This is a genomic window from Brevibacterium oceani (assembly GCF_017948325.1).
GTDB classification, from domain to species: Bacteria; Actinomycetota; Actinomycetes; order Actinomycetales; family Brevibacteriaceae; genus Brevibacterium; species Brevibacterium oceani.
This window is the reverse complement of record NZ_CP072846.1, coordinates 2,787,175-2,809,577: the sequence shown is the minus strand read 5'-3', so window position 1 is coordinate 2,809,577 and position 22,403 is coordinate 2,787,175. Positions and strand designations below refer to the sequence as shown.

The window sequence follows — 22,403 nt, the reverse complement described above, 5'->3', positions numbered from 1 at the left end:
GGCTGTGTGTGGTGTGTGACACCCCGAGTGGACACTTTAGAGGATTGTGAGCCTGATCGCTAGTGATCGAACCTGAACAGTTTTGATCGTTTCGTGCTCAAGGGATCTCGCACACCGGCTCACCCGCAAAGACGCATGGTGAAGGACCCTCTGCGGAGGGAGATCCGGGCAGTGTTCCGCGCGTGTCACAGGCGGGTGTGGAGAAGGCGTCAATCGGGCGGACAGAGGAGGTCAGTCGCGCGGGGTGGTGGGCCCTGTCGGGGCCGGATTCTCCGCCGTGGCATCCGTCTCCGTCTCGCCGCCTCGGCGTCGTGCTCGTTCTTTCGCTTGGACGCGGGAGAGCAGCACCTGGGCCACGGCGACGATGAGGAGCACAGCGCCGTTGACGACTGCCTGCCAGTTCGAGTTCGTCAGACCCATCCTGTTGATGAGGTTCGCGACCACCTGCAGCAGCACCACCCCGACGAGCGACCCGACGACCGTGCCCGCACCGCCGGTGAGCAGCGTGCCCCCGAGGACGACGGCGGCAATGGCCGTGAGTTCGAGGCCGACGCCGAGGGTCGTCACGCCCGAGGCCGTGTATGAGGCTGTAAGCGCACCCGCCAGGCCGGCCATCGTGCCGGAAACCGAGAAGACGATGAGGGTCGAGCGCAGCACCGGCAGTCCCATCAGCCTGGCCGCATCGGGCTGCCCGCCGATGGCCAGCAGCGTCGACCCGTACGAGGTGCGGTGGAGGACGATGACACCGACGGCGAAGAGGATGAGGACGATCCACACGGGGAAGCCGAGACCGAGGAACGAACCGCGGCTGAGCTGGAGGAAAGCCGCCTCGGCGGGCACCTTGTAGGTCTGCGATCCCTCTGCGGTCAGCGCCAGCAGCAGACCGCGGGCGAAGAGGAGCCCGGCGAGGGTGACGATGAACGAGGGAATGGCGGTGAACGCGACGATCGCGCCCTGGATGAGTCCGATGAGTGTGCAGACGAGGAGCGGGACGAGCAGGGCCGCGAGGAAACCGTACTGGGACGCCCACGCGGCGAGGACGCCGCCGAGGGCGAAGACCGACCCGACGGACAGGTCGATTCCGCCGGTGAAGATGACGAAGGTGAGACCGAGGGCCAGGGGAGCGAGGAACGCCGCCTGGAGGGCGATCTGGCTGAGGTTGCCCACCGATGCGAAGGACGGGTAGGCCAGCGCCGAGGCGATGACGAGTCCGAGCAGGATCACCAGGGCACCGTTGCGCTGAGTCAGTCGTGCCAGCTTCTCGGCCCGCGTGCGAGTGCTGGTGCCGGTGGCGACCACTGCGGTCGGGGAGGCGTCACTCATGTCTTTCTCCTTCCGACCTGGAGGGCCACGGCGACGACGATGACCACCGCCTGAACCATCTGTGACACGGAATCGGGGATGTTGTGGGAGACCAGGGTGGATACGATGAGCTGCATGAGCAGGGCACCGCCGACGGTGCCGAGCACCTTGACCTTGCCGCCGGCCAGCGAGGTTCCCCCGATGACGACCGCGGCGATCGCTGAGAGCTCCATGAGCAGGCCGAGCGTCCGCGGATCGCTCGCCTGCGAGCGGGCCGCGACGAGGACCCCGGCGAAGGCCGCGAGCAGGCCGGAGAGCACATAGACGCTGACCAGGACCGTTTTGATGCGGATGCCGGCGAGTTCGGCCGCCTTCTTGTTCCCGCCGATCGCCTCGATCATCACGCCGAACGTGGTCCGGCGCATGAGGAAAGCGACGAGGAGGACGAAGGTGACCGCGCTGAGCACCGAATAGGGGACGCCGAGGAGCGAGCCGGAACCCAGCGTGCTCAGTCCCGGGTCGGAGAGGTTCTTGATCTCACCGCCGATGACGTTGGCCAACCCCCGCCCGCCGATGAGCACGGCCAATGTCGCGACGATGGGTTGGATGCCGAAGTAGGAGACGAGTACGCCGATCATCAGTCCCGACAGGCCGCCGGCGACGATCCCGACGAGGATCGCCGGTACCGTCCCGTAACCGATGTAGAGGGGCATGATCGCGGCCGAGAGCGCCATCACGCTGCCTACTGACAGATCGATGCCCTTCGTGCCGATGACCATCGCCATGCCGAGGGCCACGATGAGCACCGGTGCGGTCTGGATGAGCTGGAGGCGCAGGTTGGCGACGGTGAGGAAGTGCGGCGTGATGATCGTGTTGACGATGACGAGCAGGGCCAGGGCGACGTAGACGCCGTAGTTCGCGATCCACGATCGTGCCGATCGTGAACGCGAAAGACTCGCCGAGGCGGCCGTGGGCATGGCCTTCATCGCTGACCTCCGTCGACGAGAGCGGAGAGGACACGGGAATTGTCGACATCATCCCCGGTGAGCACCTTGGCCACGGAACCGTCACGGAGGACGAGGACCGCGTCGGCACCGGCCACGAGCTCCTCGGTCTCCGAGGAGATGAGGACGACGGCCATGCCCTTCTCGGCGAGCTCGTCGATGAGAGCCTGCACCTCCTGTTTGGCTCCGACGTCGATGCCGCGGGTGGGTTCGTCGAGGAGGAAGACCGCGGGTTCCGTGCACAGCCAGCGGGCGATGAGCACCTTCTGCTGGTTGCCGCCGGAGAGTTCGGAGACGAGCTGTCTGGGGGAGGAGACCTTGATCCCCAGCCGCGAGATCCAGTGATCGACGAGCGTGTCGATCGCGCGGTCCGAGAGCACCCCTAGTCGTGAGACCCGGGAGAGGACGCCGAGGACGATATTGTCGCGGACGCTGAGCTCGGGCACGATGCCTTCGGCCTTCCGGTCCTCGGAAAGCAGCGCGATCCCGGCGCTCAGCGCCGCGGGGACTGAGCCACGGCGGACGCGCCGGCCCCTGACCGTGATCTGCCCGGAGCTCGTCTCGAGGCCGCCGTAGATCGCCTTGACCGTTTCGCTGCGACCGGACCCGAGAAGACCGGCCAGGCCGACGATCTCACCGGCTCGCACCGAGACGTCGACGGACTGGAGGCGTCCCGGGGCGCTGAGATCCGAGGCTTCGAGGACGACCTCGGCTGCAGCTGCCTGGTCATCCGATTCGGTGAACGAGGTGGCCCCGTGTTCGGCGATGTCGCGACCGAGCATCGCGGAGATCAGTCCGCGTCGGTCGATGCCGTCCATCGGGCCGGTGTGGACGACTCGACCGTCACGCAGGATCGTCACCTCGTCGCAGAGTTCCCACAGCTCGTCGAGGCGATGGGAGACGAAGACGATGCCCGCACCCTGATCGCGCAGGCGCCGGGCGACTCCGAACAGGACTTCGACCTCCCGGCGTTCGAGCGAGGACGTCGGTTCGTCCATGATGATGACACGCGCCTCGGTGGTCACGGCTCGGGCCAGGGCGATCATCTGCTGCACTCCGAGGCCGAGCGCACCGAGCTCTGTGGTCACGTCGACGTCGATGCCGAGGTCGGAGACCACCTCGGCGGCCCTGCGATTGAGGGTGCGGGCGTCGATGAGACCGAGCCGGGTCCGCGGCTCCCGGCCGAGGAAGATATTGCGTGCCACCGAGAGCAGGGGGACGAGGTTGACCTCCTGATAGACGGTCGAGATGCCGGCGTCCTGCGCCTGCGAGGGGTGGTCGAATCTGACCTGGGAACCGGCGAGTTCGATGGTGCCGGACTCGGCCTGGTAGACGCCCGTGAGGGATTTGATGAGGGTCGACTTCCCGGCGCCGTTCTCGCCCACGATGGTGTGGATCGTGCCGGGCCGCAGGGTGAAGTCGACATCATGGAGTACATGGACGCCGGAGAAGGACTTGTTCAGTCCGCGGGCGGCCAGCGCCGGCGCAGCCCCTGCGGGCGGCTGCGCCGACGTCGGATCAACGCGTTCGGTCACGTCAGAACGCCTGACCGGCCTGCTCTTCGGCGTTGTCCGGGGTGTATTCGCCGTCCTTGATGATGATGTCCTCTGGGATCTCCTCGCCCGAGTAGAACTTGTCCAGCGTGTCGAAGACGAGCGGCCCGAACCGCGGATTCGATTCGATCACGGCGTTGTACTTGCCGTCGACGATCGCGTCCACGGCGTTCTTCGTGCCGTCGATCGAGACGATCTTGACGTCCTTGCCCGGTTCCTTGCCGGCCTCCTGGATCGCCGCCATGGCACCGAGGCCCTCTTCGTCGTTGAACGCGTAGACCGCATCGATCTCGGGATTCGACTGCAGCAGCTGAGCCGTGACCTCCTGGCCCTCCGACCGTGAGGCGTTCGCGGTCTGTTCGGCGACGATCTCGATATCGGGATAGTCGGACTTGACCTGGTCCTTGAAGCCCTTCTGCCGACCGTCGGTGACGTTGTTGCCCGAGGGGCCGAGCAGCACCGCGACCTTCGCCTTGGAGTCGGTGGCCTTCGCCAGGGCATCGGCGGCGCGCTTGCCCTGCTTGACGAAGTCGGAGCCGATGAACGTGAGGTAGTCGTCGCAGGACTTGTTCGTCACCTTCCTGTCGATGGTGACGACGGGGACTTTCTTCTTCTTGGCCGCGTTGAGTGCCGAGTCGAGTCCGTCGGAGTTGACCGGGGCGATGACGAGCATGTCGACGTCCTGGCTGAGCAGGTTCTCGATGTCGCTGATCTGCTTCGGCAGCTCATTGTTGGCGTTGGTGACGACGAGATCGGCACCGGCTTCTTTCGCGGCGTCCTTGAGCGACTGGGTCTCGGCGGCACGGAAGCTCGCGGAGTCCGGTTCGGACTGGGAGAAGCCGACCTTCGCGCCTTTGATGTCGACCTTGTCTGCTCCGTAGTCGTCCATGGTGCAGGTCGGTCCTGAAGAGCCGGCGCTGTCGGCCGCCTGGGCCGCTTCGCCACCGCCGCTGCTGCTCTCAGCCTCGGAGTCGCCGCCCTCGTTCGTGCAGCCAGACAGCAGAAGCCCGCCGGCGGCGGCGACGGCACACACCCGAATGGCGGTGGAGCGGAAGAGTGAATGCGATTCTCTGATTTTCATCTGTGCCTCTTCTGTCGGTACGGCTTCGTTGCCGTGACTGATCAAAAGTTATCAGAATCACAATAAAACAATCAAGAAGTAGAGGTGTAGTGATTTGCGCGGCGCGCAGATTCACACGGCTTCGACCTCGACGCCGGCGGCGCGGAGCGCGTCGAGCTCAGCATTCTCGCTGTTCACATCGGTGATGAGGTGCTGGATCTCATCGGTCGGGACCGTGAGTACGGATGCCCGGAGGCCGACCTTCGTGTGGTCGACGAGTGCGATGACTCGGCCGGCGCCAGCGGCCATGGCCCGATCTGTGTCGGCGACCGGGAACGCCGGGGTCGAGAGGCCGAAGTCCGCGGCCAGGCCGTTGCCGGAGAGGAACACCGTGTCAGCGCGCAGGCCGAGGAGCTGAGAGACAGTGCTGCCGCCGACGAAGGCACGGATCGAGTGTCGCAGGGTGCCGCCGACGACGATGACCTCGTTGTCGGGGGAGGAGACCATGGCCTCGGCGACGAGCAGGGAGTTCGTCACCACCCGCAGCCCCGAACGGGTCACGAGCTCCTTCGCCAGCAGCTCCGTCGTCGTACCCGGGCCCAGCGCCACGACATCGCCGTTGCGCACATAGGTCGCCGCGGCCCGGGCGATCGCGGTCTTCTCCGCCAGCGCCTGCTCGAGCTTCTCCGCGTAACTGGACTCCCGGGCGCTCGAGGCGAGCACGGCACCGCCATGGGTGCGCACGAGGCGCCCCTCCTCGGCGAGCTGATCGAGGTCGCGACGAATCGTCACGGCCGAGGTGTCGAGCCTCTCGGACAGGGCGGTGATGGAGACGGCGCCGTCTCGCTCGATCGTATCGACGATGATGTTGCGTCTCTGGGCGGCGATCATGGGGCCATAGTACAGACCGCGGGCCCGAGGAGGAGTTCCTCAGGCCCGCGGGCGTGCGCAGGCGCGCATACGAATGATCAGACGCTGCAGGCTCAGCCGCGCACGAGGGCTTCGGTCAGTGTCCTGGCCGCATCGATGACGGACTTCGCATGCAGGCGTCCCGGCTGACGGGTCAGACGGTCGACGGGTCCGGAGATCGAGACGGCGGCGACCACGCGGTTGCTCGGTCCCCGCACAGGAGCCGACACCGAGGCGACGCCGCGCTCACGTTCGGCGATCGACTGGGCCCAGCCTCGGCGACGGACACCGGAGAGCATCGTCGCGGAGAACCTGGCCCCGCGCAGTCCCGTGTGCAGACGGTCCGGCTCCTCCCAAGCCAGCAGCACCTGAGCCGCAGAGCCGGCGCGCATCGACAGGGTCGCGCCGATCGGCACAGAATCGCGCAGGCCCACGGGCCGTTCGGCCGCGGCCACACATAGGCGCAGATCGCCCTGCCGGCGGAAGAGCTGCGCGGACTCGCCGGTCTGATCGCGCAGCTGCCCGAGCACGGGGCCGGCCGCTGCGAGCAGACGGTCCTCCCCGGCGGCCGAGGACAGCTCGGCCAGGCGGGGACCGAGCACGAATCGGCCCTGCAGGTCACGGCCGACGATGCGGTGGAATTCGAGGGCAACAGCCAGGCGGTGGGCAGTGGGGCGTGCCAGTCCGGTCAGCGTCACCAGTTCGGCGAGAGAGGCGGGTCCGGCCTCAAGTGCGGAGAGAACCATTGCGGCCTTGTCGATGACTCCGACGCCGCTACCATTGCTTGTCATAGCACCTATTGTGCGCGTCTCAGTGGGCGAGATGCAAGTTCGAAATGCGATACGGGCGAGTAGATTTCTTCGCATCACCACAGAACCAGAGCAAGGACAGGCAATCCCTGTACCGGCGGGAGGAACCATGCCACGCACATTGGCCGAGAAGGTCTGGGCCGATCACGTCGTCTCACTTGGTGTTGACGGTGCGCCGGACCTGATCTACATCGATCTCCACCTCGTCCACGAGGTCACGAGTCCGCAGGCATTCGACGGACTCCGACTCGCCGGGCGCCCCGTGCGCCGCCCCGATCTCACCATCGCCACCGAGGACCACAACACGCCGACGTGGGACATCGACAAGCCGATCGCCGAACCCACCTCGGCCACGCAGATCAACACCCTGCGCAAGAACGCCGAAGAATTCGGGATCCGCCTGCACAGCCTCGGCGACGCCGACCAGGGCATCGTCCACGTCGTGGGACCGCAGCTGGGCCTGACCCAGCCGGGCACGACCGTCGTCTGCGGCGACTCGCACACCTCGACCCACGGCGCCTTCGGGGCCCTGGCCTTCGGCATCGGCACCTCCGAGGTCGAACACGTGCTCGCCACCCAGACCCTGTCCCTCAAGCCCTTCAAGACGATGTCGATCACCGTCGACGGCGACCTGCCCGAAGGCTCGAGCGCGAAGGACATCATCCTCGCCATCATCGCGAAGATCGGCACCGGCGGCGGTCAGGGCTACGTGCTGGAATACCGCGGTTCCGCGATCCGTCAGCTGTCCATGGAGGCACGCATGACGATCTGCAACATGTCGATCGAGGCCGGTGCCCGTGCCGGCATGGTCGCCCCCGACGAGACGACCTTCGAGTACGTCAAGGGCCGTCCGCATGCCCCCGAGGGCGAGGACTGGGACGCCGCCGTCGAGTACTGGAAGACCCTCTACACCGACGAGGGCGCCGAATTCGACCGCGAGGTCGTGCTCAAGGCCGAAGACATCGAACCCTTCGTCACGTGGGGCACGAACCCCGGCCAGGGCCTGCCGCTGTCGGCGTCGGTGCCCAGCCCCGATGACTTCCACGACGAGAACGACAAGGCCGCCGCCGCCAATGCGCTGGCCTATATGGGTCTGACGCCGGGCACTCCGCTGCGCGAGATCGAGGTCGACACCGTCTTCCTCGGTTCGTGCACGAACTCGCGGATCGAGGACCTGCGCGCCGCCGCCGAGGTGGTTCGCGGCCGGAAGAAGGCCGACAACGTCCGCTTCATGGTCGTCCCCGGCTCCGCGAAGGTCCGCCTCCAGGCCGAAGACGAAGGCCTCGACGTCATCTTCAAGGACTTCGGCGGCGAATGGCGTTTCGCCGGCTGCTCGATGTGTCTGGGCATGAACCCCGATCAGCTCGCCGAGGGGGAGCGCTGCGCCTCGACTTCGAACCGCAACTTCGAAGGTCGGCAGGGCAAAGGCGGACGCACCCACCTCGTCTCACCGCTCGTGGCAGCGGCCACCGCGGTGCGCGGCACCCTGTCCTCACCCGGCGACGTCAGCGACCTGCCCCGGGATGCCGAACCTGTGGAATGGGCCGACGAGCGCCTGTCCCTGACCCTGACGCCTGTGTCGGCGAACGACTGACGAAGGAGCACCGATCATGGAAGCATTCAGCACCCACACCGGCGTCGGCGTTCCGCTGCGCCGATCCAATATCGACACCGACCAGATCATCCCCGCGAAGTTCCTCAAGCGGGTCACCCGCACCGGCTTCGAAGACGCCCTGTTCTACCGGTGGCGGACCAATGACGACTTCGTGCTCAACGACCCGGACTTCGCGAACGGCTCCGTGCTCGTCGCCGGCCCCGATTTCGGCACCGGTTCGTCGCGCGAACACGCAGTCTGGGCGCTCAAGGACTACGGCTTCCGGGTCGTGCTGTCCTCGCGCTTCGGTGACATCTTCCGCGGCAACTCCGGCAAGGAAGGACTGCTGGCTGCGCAGCTGGCCCAGGACGACATCGAACTGATCTGGAAGATCCTCGAGAACCACCCGGGGACCCCGATCACCGTCGATCTGGGTGAGAAGACGGTCACCTGCGACACGGTGACCGTGTCCTTCCAGATCGATGACTACACGCGCTGGCGCCTGCTCGAAGGCCACGACGACATCAGCCTCACCCTGGCGAAGGAGGACGACATCGTCGGCTACGAATCCTCCCGGTTCGCGTTCAAACCGACGACCCTGCCCGCGAAGGTCTGAACCCTCGCCGAGGTGGGGCCTCCACCTCGACCCCGCACGGTGCGCGAAGCCGACTGGCCGCCTCGGCGAATCGATGACGGCCCCTCGTCTGCGATAGTCTTAGACGGTGTCCGAACCACAGTTCGGGCACCGTCTCCGAGTCTCCGCAGGCTCGGAATCGCACGTCGGAAACAGGGAGGAACATGCTCGAAGTACGTGGGGGGAATCCGCTGGACGGCACCGTCCGAGTCCGCGGCGCCAAGAACCTGGTGCCCAAGGCGATGGTCGCCTCCCTGCTGGGTGAGACCCCATCAGTGCTCCGCGGCGTGCCCAACATCCGCGACGTCGAGATCGTCACCGGACTCCTCGAACTCCACGGTGTGCGCGTCAGCTCCGCGCCCGACGGTGACCTGCCCGACGGAGAACTCCACCTCGATCCGGCCGATGTCGCCCAAGGCTCCATCGTCGACATCGACGCCCACGCCGGCTCCTCGCGCATCCCGATCCTCTTCTGCGGTCCGCTGCTCCACAGCCTCGGGCAGGCCTTCATCCCCGATCTCGGCGGCTGTCATATCGGGGACCGACCCATCAACTTCCACCTCGACGTGCTCCGCAGCTTCGGCGCCGAGGTCGACAAGACCCCCGGCGGCATCATGCTCAAGGCCTCCCGTCGCCTCCAAGGCACGAAGGTCGAACTGCCCTATCCCTCGGTCGGAGCCACCGAACAGGTCCTGCTCACCGCGGTCCGCGCCGAAGGCGTGACCGAGCTGCGGGGCGCCGCGATCGAACCCGAGATCATGGACCTCATCGCCCTGCTGCAGAAGATGGGTGCGATCATCACCGTCGACACCGACCGGGTCGTGCGCATCGAGGGCGTGGAGACCCTGCGCGGCTTCATCCACCGCGCCCTGCCCGACCGCAACGAGACCGCGTCCTGGGCATCGGCGGCCCTGGCCACCGGCGGAGACATCTTCGTCTCCGGAGCCAGCCAGCCTGAACTCATCACCTTCCTCAACATCTTCCGCAAGATCGGCGGCGAATTCGACGTCCAGGAGACCGGCATCCGCTTCCGGCACCCCGGCGGCAAGCTCTCCTCCTTCGCGTTGGAGACCGACGTCCACCCCGGGTTCATGACCGACTGGCAGCAGCCCCTCGTCGTCGCGATGACCCAGGCCGAGGGCCTGTCGATCATCCACGAGACCGTGTACGAGAACCGCTTCGGCTTCACCGAGGCCCTGCGTGACATGGGGGCTCAGATCCAGCTCTACCGCGAATGCCTCGGCGGCACCCCCTGCCGCTTCGGTCGGATGAACTACCAGCATTCGGCGGTCGTGTCGGGACCCACCGACCTCAAGGGCACCCGCATCGACGTGCCTGATCTGCGCGGCGGCTTCAGCCACCTCATCGCCGCACTCGCCGCCCAGGGCACGAGCGAAGTCCACGGCATCGAGCTGATCAACCGCGGATACGAGAACTTCCTCGATAAGCTCACGGGCCTCGGCGCCGAGGTGTCTGCATGAGGGCCGACCATGATCCCGGACGCGAAGCGGACGTGGACGATCACGTACTCGTCTCCTTCGACCCCGCCTCGGTGCGGTCGCAGAACCGGGCCGGCACCGTCGCGGCCACAGCCGCCTACGGCCTGATGCGCACGGCCACGAGGATCCGCGTGAAGGGCCTGGACAACCTCCCGCCCGAGGGAGAGGGCATGATCGTCGCCGCGTACCATGCGAACCACCTCGACCCGATCCTCGTGGGCCTCGCGCTCAAACGCAACGGCCGGATGCCGCACTTCCTCGCGAAGTCCACCCTGTTCACGGGCATCCTCGGCACGATCCTCAAACGCATCGGGCAGATCCCCGTCCTCCGTGCCTCGGCGCAGGCAGGGGACTCCTTGGCGTATGCGAAGCAGGCCCTGGCCAAGGGCGAGACCGTCGTCATCTACCCCGAGGGCACGCTGACGAAGGATCCGGACTTCTGGCCCCAGCACTTCAAGACCGGCACCGCCCGCCTGGCGCTGGAGACCGGAGCGCCGATCATCCCCGTCGCCCACTGGGGGCTGAACGAGATCTACCCGCGCGGGGACAAGAAGCGTCTGCGCTTCAGGCCCTTCAGCCACGACTGCGTCGTCGAATTCGGGCCCGCCCTGGACTACTCGGACCTGTGGTCCCACCGGGACGAGAAGTCGACCATGGGGGAGCTCTCCCACCGGCTGAAGAACACGATCGCAGCCATGGTCGCCGACCTCTCCGGCCGTGAGCTGCCGACCCGATTCGCAACTGAGGAGACGGACGAATGAGCGTGGATAAGATCGCAGTCCTCGGAGCCGGTTCGTGGGGGACGACCTACGCCGCGGTCATCGCCGACGCCGGATTCCCCGTCACCCTCTGGGCACGCCGGCCCGAGGTCGCCGAGGAGATCAACTCCTCCCATACGAATGAGCGCTACCTCGGCGATCGGGTCCTGCCCGAGCTGCTGAGCGCCACCGATGACGACATCGCCGCCGTCACCGACGCCGACGTCATCGTCCTCGCCGTGCCGGCGCAGACGCTGCGTGAGAATCTTTCGCGGTGGAAGCCGCACCTGCGTGACGGGGTCAGGCTGGTCAGCCTGATGAAGGGCATCGAGGTCGACACGGGCAAGCGCATGTCCGAGGTCATCGCCGAGGTCGCCGAGGTCGCCGATTCCCAGATCGCCGTCGTCTCCGGACCGAACCTCGCCCGTGAGATCGCCGATCGTCAGCCCACCGCCACCGTCGTCGCCTCGGCCGACATCACCACCGCCGAGGTGGTCGCCGAGATCAGTGCGAACGCGTACTTCCGTCCGTACACGAACACCGACGTAGTCGGCGTCGAGCTCGGCGGCGCGGTCAAGAACATCATCGCCCTGTCCGTGGGCATCGCCGATGGTCAGAAGCTCGGCGACAACTCGAAGGCCTCGATCATCACCCGCGGACTCGCCGAGACCTCCCGTCTGGCCGCGGCCATGGGTGCTGAAGCCCACACCCTGTCCGGGCTCGCCGGGCTCGGGGACCTCGTCGCCACGTGTGCGTCCCCGCTCTCGCGCAATCGCACCTTCGGGCGCCACCTCGGTGAGGGGATGAGCCTCGAGGAGACGATCGCCCACACCTCGCAGACGGCCGAGGGCGTGAAGTCGGCCCCGGCCGTGCTCGCGCTCGGCAAACGCTACGGCGTCGACCTGCCCATCACCGAGGCGGTCTGCGCGGTGCTCGCCGGCAGACTGCAGGTTGACGAACTGGCAGGATTGCTGTTGTCTCGGAAACGTAAGCACGAAGGACCACCGCCAAAGGAGCAGCCATGAGCGCGAATTCCCCGTTCTTTAACCTTCCCGAACTCCCGACCTTCACGCTGACCAGCACTGACATCGAGAACGGCGGTGTGCTCACCGGCCCGCAGCTCTCCGGTGCCATGGGTGTGCCCGGCGGTGAGGACGTCTCCCCGCAGCTGTCCTGGTCAGGCTTCCCCGAGGAGACGAAGGCGTTCGCCGTGACCTGCTACGACCCAGACGCCCCGACCGGGTCGGGCTTCTGGCACTGGGTCGTCACCGACCTCGACGCCTCGGTCACGAGCCTGGAGGCCAACGCCGGCGACCCGAGCGCGAACCTGCTGCCGGCCGGTGCCGTGACCCTGCGCAACGACGCCGGCGAACCGCGCTTCGTCGGTGCCGCACCTCCGGAGGGCCACGGTCCGCACCGCTACTTCTTCATCGTCACTGCACTCGGTGAGCCGCTGGGAATCGACGACTCCGCCACTCCCGCCTTCGCCGGTTTCAACATGTTCTTCAAGGCGATCGGACGGGCCTGGCTGGAGTGCACCTTCGAACTCAAGTGAGCTAGAGTTCTTCAGTCCGCGCACACGCCCTCAGATCGTGCGCACCCCGTGTCCGGCTCAGTTCGCGGGAGTAACACACAGCAAGGAATCGCATGGCAGACAACGATCACCGGCCTCTCGTCGCAGTCCTCTTCGGCGGACGATCGAGCGAGCATTCCGTCAGCTGCGTCACCGCGGCCGGCGTGATCGGCGCCATCGACACCGAGGCCTTCGACGTCCTTCCCATCGGGATCACGAAGACCGGGGTGTGGCGGATCGTCGAGGACTGGGCGGACATGCGCTTCGACCCACAGGCGATGCCCGAGGTCACCGACGACGGCACCGAGGTGATCCCGCCGATCTCCGCGAACGGCGCACCGCTGCTGCACCGTGATGCCGACGGCCGGTATTCCGAACTCGGCACCGTCGACGTGTACTTCCCGCTGCTGCACGGCCGGTTCGGTGAGGACGGCACTCTGCAGGGGCTCTTCGAGATCAGCGACACCGCGTTCGTCGGCTCGGGAGTGTTCTCGTCGGCGGCGAGCATGGACAAGCACTATACGAAGTCGCTCATGGCCAACGCCGGAATCCCCACCTGCGACTGGGAGCTCGTCACCGAGACGATGTGGGAGGCCGACCGGGCCGACGTCGAGTCCCGGGTCGCCGGTCTCGGCCTGCCCGTGTTCGTCAAACCTGCTCGTGCGGGTTCGTCGATGGGAGTCAGCCGGGTCGCCTCCGCCGACGGTCTGGAAGCGGCCCTGGTCGGAGCCTTCGAACACGACTCCAAGGTCATCGTCGAACCCCAGGTCAACGGCCGTGAGGTCGAATGCGCCGTGCTCGGGTCCCTCCACGACTCACACCTGCGCACGTCCTCACCGGGCGAGATCAGTGTGTCGGGGGATCATGCGTTCTACGACTTCGATGCGAAGTACCTCGATCTCGCCGACGCCGAGGTGACCTGCCCGGCGACACTCGACGAGGCGACCACGGCACGGGTGCAGGAGTTGGCTGCCTCGGTGTTCCGGCTCTTCGACTGCACCGGTCTGGCTCGCGTCGACACGTTCGTCACGGACTCCGGCGAGGTCTTCATCAACGAACTCAACACGCTGCCCGGGTTCACCCCCACCTCGGCGTACCCATTCATGTGGGCCCAGTCAGGGCTCGAATACTCCGAGCTCATCGCCGAACTCATCTCCATCGCCCTGGTCGATCACGCCCGCGTGAAGTGAGCGGGCGCGGCTAGCCCTCGAGGTCGTCGGCGCCGACGCACTTCTCGTCGGGCTTGATCTTCGCGAGTGCCGGTGAGATCGCGGCGAGCACATCATTGCCGGACTCGGCCTTGCGGTTGACGAGCACCTCGACGGCGGGCGTGCGGCCGTAGCTGGTGAACATCCACGTCGAATCGTCATCGTCGGTCGGTTTCGAGATCCAGTCGACCCCGCTCACGCTCACGCACTGATCGGTCGTCGGTCCGGGCGGCGTGACACCGCAGCGCAGCACCGCGATGTTCGGATCCCCCCACGCCTTCGTGCCCTGCGACGAGGTGGTGCGTGCCTTCGCTCCCGAGATCTCATCGGGCAGGGTGAGCATGATGTCAGCGCACTCGGGATTCGCCGCATCCTTGGCCGGGTCGACGATCACCGTGCGCGAACAGCCCGAGAGTGCGACGCCGGCGAGCACAGTGGCCACGGCGGCGACGGCGAGAGTGCGCGGGCGGCGCGTCTCTCGTCGGGTGCGGTGCGGCGAAGCCGAAGCGCTGAGCGACGAAGTCGAGGCGCCATACGGCGAAGATGAGACGCGGCGCGTCGAGGCAGGGCGAGATCTCATAGGACAACCGTATCTCCCGATAGCCTTGAGCCATGACCCGACTGTCCGAACTTGGCGAATCACACGTTCTGGGGCGCATGCTCACCCACAACCGGAGCGGATCCCAGGTGGTCGTCGGACCCGGAGACGACGGAGCCGTGACCCGGCCCAGCGGAGACCTCGTGTCCACGGCGGACATGCTCGTCGAGAACGAGGACTTCACCCGCGACTGGTTGGACTGGGGAAAGCTGGGGCGCAAGGCCGCGGCCCAGAACCTCGCCGACGTGTGCGCGATGGGCGCGGTGCCGCACGGACTGCTCGTGTCCCTGGCCGTGCCCGATGACACGGACATCGCCGACCTCGAAGCGCTGTTCTCAGGCATCGTCGCCGAGGCGTCCCGCGCAGGTCAGGCGCTCGAGCGCGACGTACCGATCATCGGCGGGGATCTGTCCTCATCAGGCCTCATCGTCGTGGCGATCACGGCGCTGGGGACCGTTGCTGCCGGGACCGGGGCGTCCGGTGTGGGCGGTGCGGGGTCGACGACAGCGATTCTCCGCTCGGGAGCTGCACCGGGAGACGGCGTCTACCTGGCGGGCACCGTGGGGAGGGCCGCCGCGGGACTCGAGCTGCTGTTCGCAGGGCTGCGCTCTGACACGGCAGCCCCCGATCTCGCGGCCCTCATCGACACCCAACTGGCACCGCAACCGGACTATGCGGCGATGGTCACCCTGACGGCCGCCTCGGCGATGATCGACGTCTCCGACGGGCTGAGCACGGACCTCGCCCGCATCGCCGACGCCTCCGGGGTCGGCATCGACCTCGACCGTTCGGCACTCCAGGGGCTCATCGACCCGCTGCTGCCCGCAGCCGAGTATGTGCTCGACTCCCGCGCCCATCGTGGCGGTTCCGGTGGGAGCTGCACGGGCGGGGCGAACAGCACGGATGGGGCGGCCGGCACGAACGATGCGACTGAGGTGGAGAGTCTCGCACTGTCCTGGGTCCTGGGCGGGGGAGAAGACCACGGCTTCGCCGCGTCGGCACGCCCGAGTCAGAGCCCTGGAGTAGGCTGGCGGAGGATCGGAGAGGTCCGCTCCGGACACGACGTCAGCCTCGACGGCACAGCCGTGCCGACGAGCGGTTTCAGCCATTTCGGGAAGTGACATGACCAACGCCATCAGTCTCAACGGTCGCCTGGCCGCCAGATGGGCCCGCCGGGCGGTCGACCGGCTGCGCAAGGAACGCACCGAGATCGACGAGCTCAACGTCTTCCCCGTTCCCGACGGTGACACCGGCACGAACATGTACCACACGCTGCGCTCGGCCTACCTCGCCGTCGAGGAGCTCACCGGACCCGTCACGCTCCCGCAGGTCGTCGCCGCCCTGGCCGCCGGCGCAGGACGAGGCGCCCGCGGCAACTCCGGACTCATCCTCGCCGTCGCCCTCCAAGGTGTGGCCGACGCACTGGCCGGGGTCACCGTCGCCACCGCCGACGCCATGGCCACTGCCCTGGAGACCGCCTCCGACCGGGCCCGCGCCGCCGTCGCCCGACCCGTCGACGGCACCATGCTCACCGTCCTCGACGCCATGGCCACCGAGGCCCGGGAACACGCCGATGACGGTGAGAGCCTGTTGGCCGTCATCACGGCCGTGCGCGAACGCTCCCGCTCGGCCCTGCGTGAGACCACCGGGCAGCTGACGGTGCTGCGCGAAGCGGAGGTCGTCGACGCCGGCTCCACCGGGATCGTCGAACTCTTCGACCTCCTCTACGCCACTGTCACCGGTCGCACCCCTCAGGACTCGATGCTCACCGAGGTCTCCCGGGCCCCCCGCATCCTCCACGAAGCCACGGCCGAGGAACTCGAGATCGTCGCGATTCTCGCCACCGTTCCACCGGACGGACTCGCGAGAGAACTCGACCGCCTCGGCGGGACCTCGATCGTCATCAACCGCACCAAGGTCCACGTCCACGTCGCCGACGAAACGTCAGCAGCGGTCGTCATCGACCACCTCGGCGAATACGGGATCGCCCGCTTGGACATGGAGGATCTGCGCCTCCACGAAGAGGAGGGCGAGACGAAGCTCATCGCCCTCGTCCAGGGCACGGGACTGCTCATGCATGCCGCGCTCAACGGGGCCACCGCACTCACCCCGGCCGTCGAGGACCTCACCGAATCGATCGCCGAGATCGTCGCCGCCGAGGACCGTGAGGTCATCGTCGTCCCCAGCTCCACCTCGGCGCTCAAGGCATTGTCCGGATTCAGGGCGCAGGTCGTGCGCTCACGCAACGTGGCCACCCTGCTCTCGGCTCTGGCCGTCTACGATCCCTTCGCCCCGGCGGCGGAGATCTTCGCCGACATGACCGAAGCGGCGGCCGGCACCAGAGTGGGGACGATCCTCTCGGCCGAGCAGCTCGCCGCGAACCCGCCGACGGGGGCACTGCCGGTCATCGACGAACGGGTTCACGCGGTGGACGGCGCCGCCTCGGCGGTCGAACCTGCTCACCGCGCGGCGGGCGCGACGGCTTCGGCTGTCGGTGGAGCACATCGGGCCCAGTTCTACCGGGTCTACATCGAGGGGAAGGCGAAGACGCAGAGCACGGAGCTGTCGACCCTGGTCGAGAAGCTCGCCGACCGCCTCCTCGGCGCGGGCGGGGAGCTGCTCACCGTCGTCCACGGACCCGATTGCGCACCCGAGGTGCTCGACCACCTGCGCGGGTGGATCGCGAAGTCCCACGACAACGTCCACTTCCAGGACATCGACGCCCGGGACTCCGGAGTGCTCGTGATCATGGGGGTCGAATGACGACCCGGCTCGAGGACAACTTCCGACCGGGCGACCGGAAGAACCTCGCCAAGCGCGGGGTGCACACGGTGACGGACCTGTTCCGGTTCTTCCCCCGGCGGTACCTGGTGCCGGGGGAGAGGACCGAGCTCGGAGCCCTGCCGCTCGGGGAGACCGCGATCATCCAGGCCGAGGTCATCTCGGTGAACACGCGGCGGATGAAGCAGCGACGCGGCACCATCACCGAGGTCATCGTTCATGACGGGCAGCAGTCGATGAAGATCGCCTTCTTCAACCAGCACTGGCTGGAGAAGACGCTGACCCCGGGGCTGACCGTCGTCTTCGGGGGCAAGGTCGAATCGTATCGGGGGCAGCTGACCCTGGCCTCGCCGGCCTGGCTCAACCGCACCGAGGACGATCATGAATGGACGCCCGACGACCTCAACTCGCCGTTCCCCATCTACCCGGCGGTGAAGAAGATCGCGCAGTCACGCCTGTGGGGTGCGATCAAGACGCTGCTGCGTGTCGCCGGTTCCGAAGAGTTCGAGGATCCGCTGCCGAAGGGCCTGCGGGAGAAGTTCGATCTGCCGGATCTGCGCACCGCGCTTGAGGACATGCACAAGCCGCGGACGATCGAGGACGTCGAACGGGCCCGGCAGCGGTGGAAGTGGGAAGAGGCCCTGGCCCTGCAGACCGAGTTCGCCTCCCGCAAGGCCTCCTTCGCCGCCGTCCAGGCGACACCCCTGCTCACCCGTGGTCCGAAGAGCCGCCGCTTCGACGAGTCCATGCCCTTCACACTCACCCCCTCCCAGGTTACGGTCGGTGAGGAGATCGGTGAGGACATGGCCAGGGACCAGCCGATGCACCGCCTGCTGCACGGCGACGTCGGCTCCGGTAAGACCCTCGTGGCGCTGCGGGCCATGCTCACCGCAGTCGATTCGGGCGCCCAAGCGGCCATGCTCGCCCCCACCGAGGTGCTCGCCACCCAGCATTTCCACTCGATTCAGCGCCTCCTCGGCGAACAGATGGCGCTCTCGCCCCTGCTCTCCGACGATGACCAGGTGACGGTGGCGCTGATGACCGGGTCGATGCCGGCACGTGAACGGCGCGAGCTCGCCCTCGACCTCGCCACGGGGAACATCGACATCGTCGTCGGCACGCATGCGCTGCTCTCGGAATCGACGATCTTCGAAAGCCTCGGCCTCATCGTCGTCGACGAACAGCACCGCTTCGGCGTCGAGCAGCGTGAGGCGATGCGTGCGAAGGGCGGAGTGACCACCCCGCACACGCTCGTGATGTCGGCGACCCCGATTCCGCGCACCGTCGCGATGACCGTCTTCGCCGACCTCGACGTCTCGACGCTGACCGAGATGCCCGCCGGGCCGAAGGACATCGCCACCCACGTCGTGCCGATCGTCGCCCAACCTGCCTGGTTCGCCCGCGTCCGCGCGCTCATGCGGGAGACGATCGAGGCGGGACGCGGAGTCTTCGTCGTCTTCCCCCGAATCGAACCGAGCGACATCGAGGACCCGGAGACCGGTGAGGTTACGGGTCAGAAGCAGGGAATCGAGGACCTCAGCCGCAAGCTCGAGGACACCCCGGAGCTGGCGGGAACGAGGTTCGGGCTGCTGCACGGGCGGATGTCGACCGGTGAGAAGGACAAGGTGCTCAAGGACTTCTCCGCCGGAGACATCGACGTCCTCGTGTCGACGACGGTCATCGAAGTCGGCGTCGATGTGCCGCGGGCGACGATGATGGTCATCGCCGAGGCCGAGAACTTCGGGGTCGCCCAGCTCCACCAGCTGCGCGGACGCGTCGGACGCGACGGCAGTGCGGCCATGTGCTTCATGCTCACCGAGCTGAGCGAGGACAACGAGAGCTACGCCCGCCTGCAGGCAGTGGCCGAGACCCTCGACGGCTTCGCCCTGGCCGAATACGACCTCGACTCCCGCGGCGAGGGCGACGTGATCAGCGGCTCCCAGTGGGGCGGATCCTCACTGCGGCACCTGTCGATCCTGCGCGACTCCGAGATCGTGGCCGAGGCGAAGACGGTCGCCGAACAGATCGTCGCGGTCGACCCCTCACTCGAGGCGGTGCCCGCGCTGCGCGCCTTCATCCGTCGTGTCCTGCCCGAGGACGACGCACACTTCATCGAAGCAGGCTGAGGAGGCAGGTATGAGAATCATCGCCGGAGCGCACAAGGGAGCCAGGCTGTCCTCCCCATCGGGGGCGAACACCCGCCCCACCTCCGACCGAGTCAAGGAGTCCCTGTTCTCGATGCTCGAGGGCTACGGGGTGCTCCAGGCCGCGAACGTCCTCGACCTCTTCGCCGGATCCGGCGGCCTGGGATTCGAAGCGATGTCCCGCGGAGCCGCGCAGGTCGACTTCGTCGATTCCTCGCTCGCCTCGATCCGCTCGCTGCAGGCCAATGCGGACAAACTCGGCCTCGACCACTCCGCCGACGTCCACGCCGGCGACGTGCTCCAATACCTCGCCGGACTGCCGGGATCCGAGCACCCCGAGGCGCGGATCTTCGACCTCGTGTTCATGGACCCGCCGTACCCGCTCGGCGAGGATGCGGTGACGCAGATCCTCGGCCGCTTGGCAGCACACCTGGACATGGAGTCGATCGTCATCATCGAACGTGCCGCGCGCTCACCGGAACCGACGATGCCGGTCGGCCTCGAAGTATTCCGATCGAAGACGTTCGGCGAAACCGCAGTGCACTTCGTCCAGCTCGTCGGGGAGACGGACTAGAACACGCTAGCTTGGTGAAACTGCAGCAGCTTGGTCCATGCGCCGAGCTGTTGCAGTTTCACCAAGCTGGAGTGAAGTGTTCGGGCCTCAGAGCACGCTGGAGAGGAACGATTTCGTGCGTTCGTGGCTCGGGTTGTTGAAGATCTGGTCGGGCGGACCCTCCTCGAGGACCTGACCGCCGTCGAACATCATCACCCGGTGGGAGACGTCGCGGGCGAACTGCATCTCGTGGGTCACCAACAGCATCGTGATGTCCGTGGTCTCCGCAATGTCACGCAGCACCCCGAGCACGTCTCCGACGAGCTCCGGATCGAGCGCCGAGGTGACCTCGTCGAGGAGGAGGATCTCCGGACTCATCGCCAACGCGCGGGCGATGGCCACACGCTGCTGCTGACCGCCGGAGAGCCGGGTCGGGTGCGCATCGGCTTTGTCCGAGAGTCCGACCTTCTCGAGCAGGGCCTTGGCTTCCTTGACCGCTTCGTCCTTGGACTTTCCGAGCACGTGGACGGGAGCTTCGATGATGTTCTCGAGCACCGTCATGTTCGGGAACAGGTTGAACTGCTGGAAGACCATGCCGATGCGCGTGGTCATCTCGCGAGTGCGCTTCTTCGGCAGCTCGACGCGTTTGCCGTCACGTTCCTCGAAGGTCAGCGGTTCGCCGTCGACGAAGATGTAGCCGCCGGTGAGCTCCTCGAGCGTCATCACGAGGCGAAGGATCGTCGTTTTGCCGGAACCGCTGGGCCCGATGAGGGTGACACGCTCGCCGGGTGCGACGGTGAAGTTGAGGTCCTTGAGCACGGTCGTGGGCCCGAAGCTCTTCTCCACGTCCTTGAACTCGATCGCCGGGGTCGCCGAGGCCGAGGCCTTCGGCCTGGAGGGGGTGGCCGAGGAGGTAGGAGTGTCTGGGGTGTTCTCAGTAGGTGGCAAGGCGTCGATCCAATCTCTGAATGAGCAGTGAGGTCGGGTAGCTGGCGACGAGGAAGATGATTCCGGCCAGGGTGAAGGCTTCCGTATACGCGAAGGTCGAACCGCCGAACTCCTTCGCGGCCGTGACGAGTTCGACGACGGAGATCGCGAACAGGAACGGGGTGTCCTTGAACATCGCAACCGCATAGTTTCCCAGCGAAGGGATGGTCGCGCGCAGCGCCTGCGGCAGCACGATCGCGGTGAAAGTACGCACCGGCGGCAGCGACAGCGCAGTCGCCGCTTCGAACTGGCCCGGAGGCACCGAGTCGATTCCGGCCCGGTAGCTTTCGGACATGTACGTCGAATAGTGGATGCCGATGACGATGAAGCCGATGACAAGGGCCGGGACATTGACGAGACCCGGGATGTCGGCGAACGCGTAGTAGACGAACAGCAGCTGCACGACCAACGGAGTGTTGCGGATGAACGCCACAAGGAGTCGGACGAGCCAGTTGATCCAACGCGGGAGGCCGCGGATGGCCACAGCGAGGATGAGTCCGAGGATCGCGGCGATGACGGTGCCGACGACTGTCGCTATGAGTGTGTTGACGAATCCGCGGAGCAGGATCGGCAGCGCCTCAGCGGCGAATTCCCAATTCCACATCAGAGGCCACCTCCCTGACCGGGGAAGGGTCCCTTGGTGGGATCCGTGCCGGTGCCGTGGTTGGCACCCTCATTCGCTGCAGCGTGCGAGGCGAGCCGGTCGCGGCGCACGGCGTCTGCGCGAGCGAGGCGTCTGGCTTCGCGGCGGTCGGTGCGCGAATTCGGACGCCTGCGGCCCAGCGCCGCCGTGGCTCTGCGTTCGAGGAAGTTCATGAATTCCTGGAGCAGCCAGGCGAGCACGAAGTAGATGATGAGACTGACAGAGTAGGAGAAGAAGGTGTCACCGGTCGCTTGGCGCAGCTGACCGGTCTTGTCAGTGAGATCGGACAGCGTGATGAAGGAGACGACCGCAGTGCCCTTGAGCAGCTGGATGAGCAGGGTCGCGATCGACGGGATCATGAGCGCCCAGGCCTGCGGGAAGATCACACGGATCATCCGGCGAGTGGGGGAGAGGCTGAGCGCGATCGCGGCCTCCCACTGCCCCGGTGCCACGGTCTTGATCGAGGAACGGACCACCTCGGCGCAATAGGCTCCGTAGTTGAGCGCCAGCGCTGCGATGCCGCAGACCATCGGATCGAGATCGAAGCCGAAGAGCGGCAGGACGAAGAACAGCCAGAACAGCTGCACGAGCAGTGAGGTGCCACGAAAGAACTCGACGATGATGCGGGCCGGGATGCGCAGCCAGGCGCTCGGCGAGGTCATCGTCAGCCCGAGGATGAGGGCGATGATCACGGCCCCGATGCTGCCTGCGACCGTGAGGATGATAGTTGTCTGAACTCCCTCCCACAGCTGTGGGAGGAAGTTCAGCAGCGTTGAGACATTGTCGTCCATGGT

21 protein-coding genes are annotated in these 22,403 nt (G+C 66.9%); 11 read left to right on the top strand and 10 right to left on the bottom strand.

Features of this window, described 5'->3' with window-relative positions; all coding sequences use genetic code 11:
• Positions 1-231 precede the first annotated feature (231 nt).
• The 6 genes from J9314_RS12515 to J9314_RS12490 form a co-directional block, all read right to left on the bottom strand.
• On the bottom strand, positions 232-1,323 hold the full coding sequence (locus J9314_RS12515) for an ABC transporter permease (RefSeq protein ID WP_210602696.1): 1,092 nt from the start codon (positions 1,321-1,323) through the stop codon (positions 232-234).
• Positions 1,320-2,288 (bottom strand): ABC transporter permease, encoded by a 969-nt coding sequence (locus J9314_RS12510; protein WP_210602695.1) that lies wholly within the window; start codon positions 2,286-2,288, stop codon positions 1,320-1,322. Before J9314_RS12510 ends, J9314_RS12515 begins: the two co-directional genes overlap by 4 nt.
• Positions 2,285-3,841, bottom strand: coding sequence for a sugar ABC transporter ATP-binding protein (locus tag J9314_RS12505; RefSeq protein WP_210602694.1), 1,557 nt, complete (start codon positions 3,839-3,841; stop codon positions 2,285-2,287). Before J9314_RS12505 ends, J9314_RS12510 begins: the two co-directional genes overlap by 4 nt.
• A gap of 1 nt (position 3,842) precedes the next feature.
• Positions 3,843-4,940, bottom strand: a complete 1,098-nt coding sequence (locus tag J9314_RS12500; protein WP_210602693.1) for an ABC transporter substrate-binding protein — start codon at positions 4,938-4,940, stop codon at positions 3,843-3,845.
• Positions 4,941-5,051: 111 nt separating this feature from the next.
• Complete coding sequence (locus tag J9314_RS12495) at positions 5,052-5,810, bottom strand: DeoR/GlpR family DNA-binding transcription regulator (protein WP_181275871.1); 759 nt, start codon at positions 5,808-5,810, stop codon at positions 5,052-5,054.
• Between the two features lie 92 nt (positions 5,811-5,902).
• Positions 5,903-6,619: an IclR family transcriptional regulator gene (locus J9314_RS12490; protein ID WP_166972796.1), complete on the bottom strand. Its 717-nt coding sequence runs from the start codon at positions 6,617-6,619 to the stop codon at positions 5,903-5,905.
• Positions 6,620-6,746: 127 nt separating this feature from the next.
• Between J9314_RS12490 and leuC the strand changes: the two genes are divergently transcribed.
• The 7 genes from leuC to J9314_RS12455 all read left to right on the top strand — a co-directional run bounded on the left by leuC (position 6,747) and on the right by J9314_RS12455 (position 13,885).
• Positions 6,747-8,231 (top strand): 3-isopropylmalate dehydratase large subunit, encoded by a 1,485-nt coding sequence (leuC, locus tag J9314_RS12485; protein ID WP_181275870.1) that lies wholly within the window; start codon positions 6,747-6,749, stop codon positions 8,229-8,231.
• A 16-nt stretch (positions 8,232-8,247) separates the two neighbouring features.
• Positions 8,248-8,847: a 3-isopropylmalate dehydratase small subunit gene (leuD, locus tag J9314_RS12480; protein ID WP_210602692.1), complete on the top strand. Its 600-nt coding sequence runs from the start codon at positions 8,248-8,250 to the stop codon at positions 8,845-8,847.
• Between the two features lie 182 nt (positions 8,848-9,029).
• Complete coding sequence (gene murA / locus J9314_RS12475; protein WP_210602691.1) at positions 9,030-10,346, top strand: UDP-N-acetylglucosamine 1-carboxyvinyltransferase; 1,317 nt, start codon at positions 9,030-9,032, stop codon at positions 10,344-10,346.
• The gene (locus J9314_RS12470) at positions 10,343-11,125 is read left to right on the top strand and encodes a lysophospholipid acyltransferase family protein (protein ID WP_210602690.1); all 783 of its coding nucleotides are present in this window, start codon (positions 10,343-10,345) and stop codon (positions 11,123-11,125) included. Before murA ends, J9314_RS12470 begins: the two co-directional genes overlap by 4 nt.
• The gene (locus tag J9314_RS12465; RefSeq protein WP_210602689.1) at positions 11,122-12,147 is read left to right on the top strand and encodes an NAD(P)H-dependent glycerol-3-phosphate dehydrogenase; all 1,026 of its coding nucleotides are present in this window, start codon (positions 11,122-11,124) and stop codon (positions 12,145-12,147) included. Before J9314_RS12470 ends, J9314_RS12465 begins: the two co-directional genes overlap by 4 nt.
• On the top strand, positions 12,144-12,677 hold the full coding sequence (locus J9314_RS12460) for a YbhB/YbcL family Raf kinase inhibitor-like protein (RefSeq protein WP_210602688.1): 534 nt from the start codon (positions 12,144-12,146) through the stop codon (positions 12,675-12,677). The genes J9314_RS12465 and J9314_RS12460 overlap by 4 nt, the downstream gene beginning before the upstream one ends.
• Before the next feature lie 92 nt (positions 12,678-12,769).
• Positions 12,770-13,885, top strand: coding sequence for a D-alanine--D-alanine ligase family protein (locus J9314_RS12455; protein WP_210602687.1), 1,116 nt, complete (start codon positions 12,770-12,772; stop codon positions 13,883-13,885).
• A 10-nt stretch (positions 13,886-13,895) separates the two neighbouring features.
• Here the strand turns inward: J9314_RS12455 and J9314_RS12450 are convergent, their stop codons facing one another.
• Positions 13,896-14,483, bottom strand: coding sequence for a DUF3515 domain-containing protein (locus J9314_RS12450; protein ID WP_210602686.1), 588 nt, complete (start codon positions 14,481-14,483; stop codon positions 13,896-13,898).
• A 32-nt stretch (positions 14,484-14,515) separates the two neighbouring features.
• Here J9314_RS12450 and J9314_RS12445 point away from each other — a divergent pair, with 32 nt between their 5' ends.
• From J9314_RS12445 to rsmD, 4 genes are read left to right on the top strand one after another with little or no spacing between them, the layout of a single operon-like run.
• Positions 14,516-15,622 carry a thiamine-phosphate kinase gene (locus J9314_RS12445; RefSeq protein WP_210602685.1) on the top strand — a complete coding sequence of 369 codons (1,107 nt, stop codon included), beginning with the start codon at positions 14,516-14,518 and terminating at the stop codon, positions 15,620-15,622.
• A gap of 1 nt (position 15,623) precedes the next feature.
• Positions 15,624-17,264 (top strand): DAK2 domain-containing protein, encoded by a 1,641-nt coding sequence (locus tag J9314_RS12440; protein WP_210602684.1) that lies wholly within the window; start codon positions 15,624-15,626, stop codon positions 17,262-17,264.
• Complete coding sequence (locus J9314_RS12435) at positions 17,261-19,408, top strand: ATP-dependent DNA helicase RecG (RefSeq protein ID WP_210602683.1); 2,148 nt, start codon at positions 17,261-17,263, stop codon at positions 19,406-19,408. The genes J9314_RS12440 and J9314_RS12435 overlap by 4 nt, the downstream gene beginning before the upstream one ends.
• A 10-nt stretch (positions 19,409-19,418) precedes the next feature.
• Positions 19,419-20,000 (top strand): 16S rRNA (guanine(966)-N(2))-methyltransferase RsmD, encoded by a 582-nt coding sequence (gene rsmD, locus J9314_RS12430; protein WP_210602682.1) that lies wholly within the window; start codon positions 19,419-19,421, stop codon positions 19,998-20,000.
• 87 nt (positions 20,001-20,087) lie between these two features.
• Here the strand turns inward: rsmD and ehuA are convergent, their stop codons facing one another.
• Genes ehuA through ehuC form a run of 3 tightly spaced genes read right to left on the bottom strand, consistent with a single transcriptional unit; the run spans position 20,088 to position 22,400 of the window.
• The gene (gene ehuA / locus J9314_RS12425; protein WP_210602681.1) at positions 20,088-20,927 is read right to left on the bottom strand and encodes an ectoine/hydroxyectoine ABC transporter ATP-binding protein EhuA; all 840 of its coding nucleotides are present in this window, start codon (positions 20,925-20,927) and stop codon (positions 20,088-20,090) included.
• Positions 20,914-21,570: an ectoine/hydroxyectoine ABC transporter permease subunit EhuD gene (gene ehuD / locus J9314_RS12420; RefSeq protein WP_181275858.1), complete on the bottom strand. Its 657-nt coding sequence runs from the start codon at positions 21,568-21,570 to the stop codon at positions 20,914-20,916. Before ehuD ends, ehuA begins: the two co-directional genes overlap by 14 nt.
• Entirely contained in the window at positions 21,570-22,400 is an 831-nt protein-coding gene (ehuC, locus tag J9314_RS12415) for an ectoine/hydroxyectoine ABC transporter permease subunit EhuC (protein ID WP_210602680.1), read from the bottom strand. The genes ehuD and ehuC overlap by 1 nt, the downstream gene beginning before the upstream one ends.
• Between the last annotated feature and the right edge of the window lie 3 nt (positions 22,401-22,403).